Origin of the sequence: Clostridium sp. UBA1652, from assembly GCF_002320975.1 — a bacterium.
In the GTDB taxonomy this organism is placed as follows: domain Bacteria; phylum Bacillota; class Clostridia; order Clostridiales; family Clostridiaceae; genus Clostridium_T; species Clostridium_T intestinale.
Map to the genome: position 1 here is coordinate 1 of NZ_DCLI01000047.1, position 7,466 is coordinate 7,466.

Annotated in this window: 10 protein-coding genes and 1 pseudogene; 1 reads left to right on the forward strand and 10 read right to left on the reverse strand. The window is 28.7% G+C overall.

Going from position 1 to position 7,466, the window contains the following annotated elements:
• Positions 1-154 precede the first annotated feature (154 nt).
• The 9 genes and pseudogenes from B3N22_RS08140 to B3N22_RS08180 all read right to left on the reverse strand — a co-directional run bounded on the left by B3N22_RS08140 (position 155) and on the right by B3N22_RS08180 (position 5,200).
• Complete coding sequence (locus B3N22_RS08140) at positions 155-328, reverse strand: hypothetical protein (RefSeq protein WP_286906166.1); 174 nt, start codon at positions 326-328, stop codon at positions 155-157.
• A gap of 20 nt (positions 329-348) precedes the next feature.
• Entirely contained in the window at positions 349-720 is a 372-nt protein-coding gene (locus tag B3N22_RS08145) for a nuclear transport factor 2 family protein (RefSeq protein ID WP_286906168.1), read from the reverse strand.
• 18 nt (positions 721-738) lie between these two features.
• A complete protein-coding gene (fosX, locus tag B3N22_RS08150; RefSeq protein WP_286906170.1) occupies positions 739-1,140 on the reverse strand; it encodes a FosX/FosE/FosI family fosfomycin resistance hydrolase in 402 nt (133 codons plus the stop codon).
• 60 nt (positions 1,141-1,200) lie between these two features.
• Positions 1,201-2,277 (reverse strand): serine hydrolase domain-containing protein, encoded by a 1,077-nt coding sequence (locus B3N22_RS08155; RefSeq protein ID WP_286906172.1) that lies wholly within the window; start codon positions 2,275-2,277, stop codon positions 1,201-1,203.
• Between the two features lie 32 nt (positions 2,278-2,309).
• Positions 2,310-2,927 carry a class I SAM-dependent DNA methyltransferase gene (locus B3N22_RS08160; RefSeq protein WP_238902360.1) on the reverse strand — a complete coding sequence of 206 codons (618 nt, stop codon included), beginning with the start codon at positions 2,925-2,927 and terminating at the stop codon, positions 2,310-2,312.
• A gap of 114 nt (positions 2,928-3,041) precedes the next feature.
• Positions 3,042-3,284: a hypothetical protein gene (locus B3N22_RS08165; RefSeq protein ID WP_238902361.1), complete on the reverse strand. Its 243-nt coding sequence runs from the start codon at positions 3,282-3,284 to the stop codon at positions 3,042-3,044.
• 2 nt (positions 3,285-3,286) lie between these two features.
• Positions 3,287-3,670, reverse strand: a pseudogene (locus B3N22_RS08170) (DUF3990 domain-containing protein); the annotation flags it as partial.
• A 92-nt stretch (positions 3,671-3,762) separates the two neighbouring features.
• Complete coding sequence (locus tag B3N22_RS08175; RefSeq protein WP_238902363.1) at positions 3,763-3,981, reverse strand: DUF3791 domain-containing protein; 219 nt, start codon at positions 3,979-3,981, stop codon at positions 3,763-3,765.
• A gap of 178 nt (positions 3,982-4,159) precedes the next feature.
• Positions 4,160-5,200: a MarR family transcriptional regulator gene (locus B3N22_RS08180; protein WP_286906177.1), complete on the reverse strand. Its 1,041-nt coding sequence runs from the start codon at positions 5,198-5,200 to the stop codon at positions 4,160-4,162.
• Positions 5,201-5,348: 148 nt separating this feature from the next.
• Here B3N22_RS08180 and B3N22_RS08185 point away from each other — a divergent pair, with 148 nt between their 5' ends.
• Positions 5,349-6,989 (forward strand): SulP family inorganic anion transporter, encoded by a 1,641-nt coding sequence (locus tag B3N22_RS08185; RefSeq protein ID WP_286906180.1) that lies wholly within the window; start codon positions 5,349-5,351, stop codon positions 6,987-6,989.
• Between the two features lie 102 nt (positions 6,990-7,091).
• Here B3N22_RS08185 and B3N22_RS08190 read toward each other — a convergent pair.
• Positions 7,092-7,466: hypothetical protein (locus tag B3N22_RS08190; RefSeq protein ID WP_286906181.1), on the reverse strand; the 375-nt coding region annotated here is incomplete at its 5' end.

Consider the following 7,466-nt stretch of genomic DNA (forward strand, 5'->3'; position numbering starts at 1 on the left):
CTTTCTCATACTAATATTATATACTATTTATCCTATTTCTTAAACCTTACTAACATATTCTTTTTTAATATCTATAAATTGTCTTTCCCATAAAAACAGTTAACGATAATAAAAAGCTTGGAGTTTATAAATTTCTAAATCCAAGCTTTAAGTATCATATCTTCTTCTCTATTCTCTTAAGAGTTTCCTCTATCTTATCTAATCTTTCTTTAGATTCTCTGCTCCTTCTTACAAAGTATCTTATAATTCTATATATTGCAAACATCCCAAATATCAAGATTGCAAAGTTAAGTATTGTTCCTAAAATTAAACTAATATTAATTTCCATGATTAAATCTCCTTTTCAACTTAGTTATATGGAAAATATATTGGAACCTTAGATTGATATTCCTTAAGTTCTATTATCTTATCCTCTTCACTAAAAGTAATCCATGATACTCCGTTAAACCCATCCACTTTTCCTTTATACTCACATTCAAAATACCACTGGCATACTAATATGTTATCATAAACTACATGTTCTTTTATATCCCAAACAAGTACTGTCCCCTTTTCATTCCAGTCTTTAAACCACTTTTCGACTTGATCTAAACCTTTGTAAGCTGGTCCGTAACACTCACTATAATAAATTTCTTTATCAAAAACTTCTTCTAAGATTGAAGAATCATTTTTTATCCAGCAGTTAAAATATCTTTTTACAATATCAAGTTTATTTTTCATAATACCCTCCATTTAACATCATTTACTGTACTTAAGCAATCTTTCTGATAAAGTTCCAGTATGTAGTTCAAATAAATGGTTATCAAAATCATAAAAATACAACGAACGACCTTCTCCTTCAACTCTTGCTCTAGGTGTTCTCAAATCAACTCCTAATGAACGTACTCTTTTTTCATAAATATCAAACTCTTCATCTGGTATTTTAAATGCAGTGTGGTTATATGTACGTTCTTGCAAAGGTTCCCCTTCCATTATTACAATCCACTGATTGCTTATTTTAAAAAACTTTTCTTGTGATAATGAGAAAGTTTTATCTCCACTTGAATATACTTCCTCTGCATCAAATATTACTCTAAAGAATGTAGATGCAAGTTCTAAATCTTTCACAATAAAAGTAATATGACTAATTCCTTCAATCACTTTAATCACCTCTGTCTTGTATTCTAAAACCTTTAATAAAACTAATTCCCCCTATAACTTTTAATAAGTTTCACTCAAAACATTATGAATATCCCATCCAAGGTTCCCTGCACACCAACCTTGATTTGCCAAAATAACCACAGTAATATCTTTCTCTGGATAATAGTAAAGTCTACAACTAACCCCGTATTCTTCTCCAGTATGTCCACATCTTATTATATTCTTTCCTTCTATGTCTAACACAAAAGAGTTGCCATATCCATACATCCAAGTATACCCTCTAGCACCATTTGCCTCTTCATCAATGACCTTAGGTGTAAATATCTCTTTACTCATCTTTTCACCTAGTAGAGTATTGTTTCTTAAAGCTTGTATAAACTTAACTAAATCATAAGCTGTTGAAGTAGCTCCTCCATCTGCTGCACCATCTGGAGTTGAGGTGTAGATATTCTTCTCTAAGCCTATTATACTTTTATTTGAATCTTTAATGACTTCGTATCCTTCAGCAACTCTATCACAAACCTTGTCCAATGATAAAAAATCCGAGTCTTTCATATCTGCTTTCTCAAAAATATTTTTTCTTATATAATCAAAATAGGATATGCCTGAAGCTTTCTCAATTATTAGTCCTAGTAGTATATATCCGGCCCCATTATAGTGATACTTTTCACCTGGTTTATTGATTTGATCCTTGTTTATAAATAAAGGAAGATAATCTAAATTACTTCTCATCTTATATATAGGAAAATCTCTCCACATTTTTTCCCATTCTTCATCACCTAAACTTTCATCAAAGTAATCGCCTATTCCAGAAGTATGAGTAAGTAAGTTCTCAACTGTAACTTCATTTGAGATTTTTGTATCTCTTAAATCTAAGTACTCTACCACTTTTGTTTCAAAATCCAACTGTCCCTTTTCAATTAATTGAAGAATTGCAACTGAAGTAAACATCTTTGATACTGATGCTATCCTGAATCTAGTATCTAAAGTGTTTTTTATACTCCAACCTCTATTTGCATATCCACAAGCTTTTCTGAATATCTTTTCCCCTTTTTCGTTTATTAAAACAACTCCTGAAAATTCTTGTTTCTCTTCTTTCTCATCTATTATCTTATTAAGTTTATCTAAGTTTCTCATATCCTTAACTCCTTAAATATCTCTAATTTTCACTATCTAAGTGTTTTTTGTGCTTTCATTATAAATAAAGAATATTTAATATTTTTTTCCTCTATTTTTTTCTCATCATAAAAGAATGTAGTAGATTCCGCATCTCTAAAACCAACTTCAATAAAAATTTCTTTTAATTTTTCTTGTTCAAAGCCATTGTGTCCATTAAATCCTGGCTCATTTTTATGAAAACTTCCATCTTCCTTATCTAAATCTACTATGATAACCTGTCCACCATCATTCAGTAAAGTATAAAACTTATTTGCAAGTCCAGCAATATCTTGAATATGATGCAAAACCATTGAAGTATATATAAGATCAAACTTCTCTATTATCTCTTCATTAAATAGATCTATAGCATATGGTTTCATATTATCCACTTCATATTTCTCAATCTTCTCTTTCACTACATCAATCATACCTTTTGAAGAATCAATTAGAGTAATGTTCTCAAATTTCTCAACTAAATTAAAACTTATAAGTCCTGTTCCACAACCAAACTCCATAGCAGAGCATCCTTTATTTATCTCAATTGAATTGACTATTTCTTCTGCTATTATCTTAGCTCTATTAATTCTTCTATCTGTATCCCACTTTTTAGCATAATCATCAAAAAACATAAAATCTCTCCCTTTCCTCTTAATACCATTATAATACAATTTATAACACAATAGCACCTATTAATAACAAAAAGCACCTTAGAAGCCTTTAATTCTCCTGCGGTGCATTTATTTCTAATGAACTAAATCATTTGGGTAACTTTTATGTTTAATAATTCCATACTCTAACATTAACTCTTGAGCTAAATATTTATATCCTCTACAATGTAAATCAGACACTCCTTGACTAATCAATTCGTAAGTCTCAGACTTATAAAAATAATCCATACTTTCATCTAAATCTTTACCTGTCTCCTTTGAAAACTCAAGTATTATTTCCTTGTATAAAGACTGGAGTAAAGTTTTATTTGCTTCCATAACTACACTTCCTTACTTTCTTCATATTTCAAATATTTTTCTATAATCTTCTGATTAATTATACAAATTTGGTTATTAGGCTTGAAATATTGTAGCCTTCTTAAGGCCTCTTCTTTTTCAATTAAATTATCCCTATATAATTCTATTGTATTATATACTCTATCATCAGCAATTCCACCTATAATAATATCATAGTTTAAATATCCATATTTTCCATCTCTACAGTCTAATATGAAATCTAACCATTCAATATTATAAACTAAAAATTCTTTCACCTTAAATTTTTCTTTTAGTTTTTCTAATTTTAATTCATATATATTTATATATCCCTTTTTCCCTCTTTTTTTAAATCTATCTGTCCAGCTAATCGCTTGTTTTTCTATATTTGTTACATAAAATCATTTTCCAAAGTCCAGTGAATCTCTTGAAAAAGAAATATCAGGTTTATTAACTATACAATAGGATCCATGATATACTCTCACTTTATCATTCCCCTTTCTCTTAAAACTTCTATTATGTCATTAACAATATATGTTTTGCTTTGAGAATGTAATGGCTCATAACATGGGATAATATAATTTTTTAAAATATCAGATTCAATATTTAATAATTTATATACCTTCTTAGCATCCATCTGTAACTTCTCCGCTAATCCTTCAATACAGAAAATAGTAAATTCTAATACTTTCTCATTCATTCTCATCGCCTCCAATAACTTATTTCATATACTTATTATACCATCAATTATAAACACAGATAACCTTTTGTTAAAAACAAAGCTATAACAATAAGATATCCCTCTTCTTATTGTTATAGCTCTCTCTAAAATTTTACATTATAAAAAGGAGGACATATTCCTCCTTCAATAAAGAACTTTACATTAAAAGCTTACTAATTATTAAAGATGTTTTCTCAAGATACTCATCTACAATATGGTTTTTTAATATCAGATTCATTTTCTCTAATATCTCATTTGCTTTAATCATTTTATTTTCATCAATAATTTCTATAGATTTATAAATATTTAAATAAACTTGTGAAACATTAAAATCTTCTTTTATTAACTGTTTTCCCGCCTCAGTTATGTATAAAAACAAGGAGTTTTTATATACAGATTTTTCTTTTCTTATTAATCCTTTTTTATAGATATTTTTAACTATCACATTAGCTGTAGATGGGGAAACATATGCTATTTTGCTTAGCTCAACAGATGTTATTCCTGGAAAGGCTTCTATAATCCATAAACATCTAAGTTGAGGATAGGTTAAATCTAAAGGCTTAAGCATATCTCTATGAATACTCTCTATATTCAAAACAATTATTCTTAAACAGTTATAGAAATAGATTAATTTATGAATTAAATCTCTATCTTCCTTATCAAAATCCTCAATATGTATTTTGTAATTTCTCAAATTCATCCTTTCTATGTATTTGAGAACCAACTTCTTGTTCATATTTATAACAACTTCTTCAAATAGTGAATTTAAGAAATCCAACTCCAAGTTACTCATATGGTTCTGTAATTCAAATATAGGGAATTCTTCACCTTTATATATTTGATTATCTTCTATACACTTATATCCTTTTTCCGTTACATAGAGGTTATAGCTCTTTTTGTTTGTATTTTCTTTATTAGTTATAAGCTCTTTTTTTATAAGGTTTCTTAGTATTTTAGTTACAGTAGGCGGTGACCATCCAGCTATTTCTGCTATTTCTACTAAGGATACTCCAGGAAAAAGAGCCGTAATCCAAAGCACTCTAAGTTGTGGTAGTGTAATATTATTTTTTTCTACGTATTTGTTATAATTCCACTCTATATTTAAAAATAGATATCTTGATAAGTTATAAAATTTATGCACATGTAGCAAATGTCTTTTTAATTGAGTATCTTTTATACTGTTCTTATTACTTCTCATTTTTATTTCCTTTTCCTTTAAAGTTTCTCAATGTAATTTTATCATTAATTTAAACTTTTTTCCCTTGTTATTTTAAAAGAAAAATGCTATTATAAATCTGTTTTGAAATTTCAACATTCGAATGCTAATAATAAATGGAGATGATATCTTGTTAGTACCAAAATTATTTACTTGTATAAAAAATTATAATAAACAACAATTCCTAAAGGATTTATCCTCTGGAATTATAGTAGCAATAATAGCACTTCCTCTTTCAATAGCCCTAGCTATAGCCTCTGGTGTATCACCTGAAAAAGGCTTATATACTGCAATTATTGGTGGATTTATTGTTTCCTTTTTAGGTGGAAGTAAAGTACAAATTGGAGGTCCAACTGGAGCCTTTGTAATAATAGTCTATGGAATAATTGAGAAATATGGATTAGATGGCCTTATAATATCAACCATTATGGCGGGACTTTTCTTAACTATTATGGGATTTCTTAAGTTAGGAAGTCTTATTAGATTTATACCTGCTTCTATAACTTCAGGTTTTACAAGTGGAATTGCAGTAGTAATATTCTCAACTCAAATAAAGGACTTTTTAGGACTATCTATTAAATCAGTTCCTTCAGAGTTTATACATAAGTGGGGAGCATATTTTAAAAATCTCAACACCTTTAATCCTCAAAGTTTATTAATATCATTATTAACCTTGGGTTGTATAATTTTTTGGCCTAAAATTAACAAAAAAATACCCGGTGCTTTTTTAGCAATTATATTAACAACAGTAATAACATTGACTTTTAATTTAGATACACCAACCATAGGTAGTGTTTTTGGTAATTTATCCTCTTCTCTACCATCACTTTCTATTCCAAGTGTTAATTTATCAACTATACTAAGCTTAGTTTTCCCAGCACTAACAATAGCTATCCTTGCTGCAGTAGAGTCTCTACTTTCTGCAGTTGTTGCAGATAATATGATAGACGGGCGTCATAGATCTAATATGGAGTTGGTTGCTCAAGGTTTTGCAAATATCTTTTCTGGATTATTTGGAGGAATACCCGTAACTGGAGCTATAGCAAGAACAGCTGCTAATATAAAAAATGGAGGCAGAACTCCTGTTGCTGGAATGGTTCATTCAGTTATACTTTTACTAATAATGTTTTTATTTATGCCCTATGTTAAGTTAATTCCTATGGCATCTCTGGCTGCTATATTAGTTATGGTATCATACAACATGGGTGAATGGGATGCATTTAAGAACTTACTAAAAGCCCCTAAAAGTGATAGCTTAATCTTTATAGTTACATTTTTATTGACGGTTTTCTTTGACTTAGTATTTGCTATAGGTGTTGGAGTAGTTCTCTCATCCTTATTATTTATGAGAAAGATGGCCGAATTTACTAGTGTTAAGTCTATAATAGATGATATAGATAGTGTTGACTTATTAGAAATAAAAAACACTCTAAAATATCCTGAGGATGTTGCTATGTATGAAATAAATGGACCATTTTTCTTTGGTGCAACAGATAAATTCATATCAGCTATTAGAGATATTTCCTCTATGCCAAAGATACTTATAATTAAAATGGACAAAGTTCCTATTATGGATTCTACAGCATATCATTCTTTTGAAATGCTCTTAGATATATGCAATAAACAAAATACAAAACTTCTATTACTTAATGTACAACCTCAACCTTTAAATACACTAAAGAAATACGGGTTTGTAGATAAAATAGGTACTAAAAATGTTTGTGTAAGTTTAAATGATGTCATTAATCAATCGAATTATCATACGGCTTAATATATTATATGTAAGCTATATTTCTAAATATAATACCGTTAAAATGGCTGTGGAACTAATTTATTTAGGTCCACAGCCATTTTTATTTTTAACTATAATTCTTTAAGAACCTGAATAATTTATTTTTCTTGGTCCAGCCTCAAGCCATTTATCTAAAGCACCTTTACTAAATATATAAGTCTCCCCAATTTTCTTATATGGTAAGTCATTATTTTCATCTTCTATAATATGTTTAAGTTGAAACTCTACTATACCTAAATACTCTGCAGCACTTTTTAAATTATAGGCTTTTTCTTCTGTATTTTGATGTTGTTGCTGTTGTAAAGCAACATTCAAACTATTTGGGAAATAACTTACTGGTGCAGTTTTTATAGCCCTTCCTATAATTGAAGCTGCAATTATTAAAGAAAATGATAAAACTATTATTGAAATTGCTAATAACTTGTCTTTCATAAAAACTAACATTCCTTTCTCTTC

Coding starts and splice junctions, on each gene's coding strand:
- B3N22_RS08175 (WP_238902363.1), bottom strand. CDS start 3,981: ATGAATGAGAAAGTATTAGAATTTACTATTTTCTGTATTGAAGGATTA.
- B3N22_RS08180 (WP_286906177.1), bottom strand. CDS start 5,200: ATGAGAAGTAATAAGAACAGTATAAAAGATACTCAATTAAAAAGACAT.
- B3N22_RS08165 (WP_238902361.1), bottom strand. CDS start 3,284: ATGGAAGCAAATAAAACTTTACTCCAGTCTTTATACAAGGAAATAATA.
- B3N22_RS08140 (WP_286906166.1), bottom strand. CDS start 328: ATGGAAATTAATATTAGTTTAATTTTAGGAACAATACTTAACTTTGCA.
- B3N22_RS08160 (WP_238902360.1), bottom strand. CDS start 2,927: ATGTTTTTTGATGATTATGCTAAAAAGTGGGATACAGATAGAAGAATT.
- B3N22_RS08155 (WP_286906172.1), bottom strand. CDS start 2,277: ATGAGAAACTTAGATAAACTTAATAAGATAATAGATGAGAAAGAAGAG.
- B3N22_RS08145 (WP_286906168.1), bottom strand. CDS start 720: ATGAAAAATAAACTTGATATTGTAAAAAGATATTTTAACTGCTGGATA.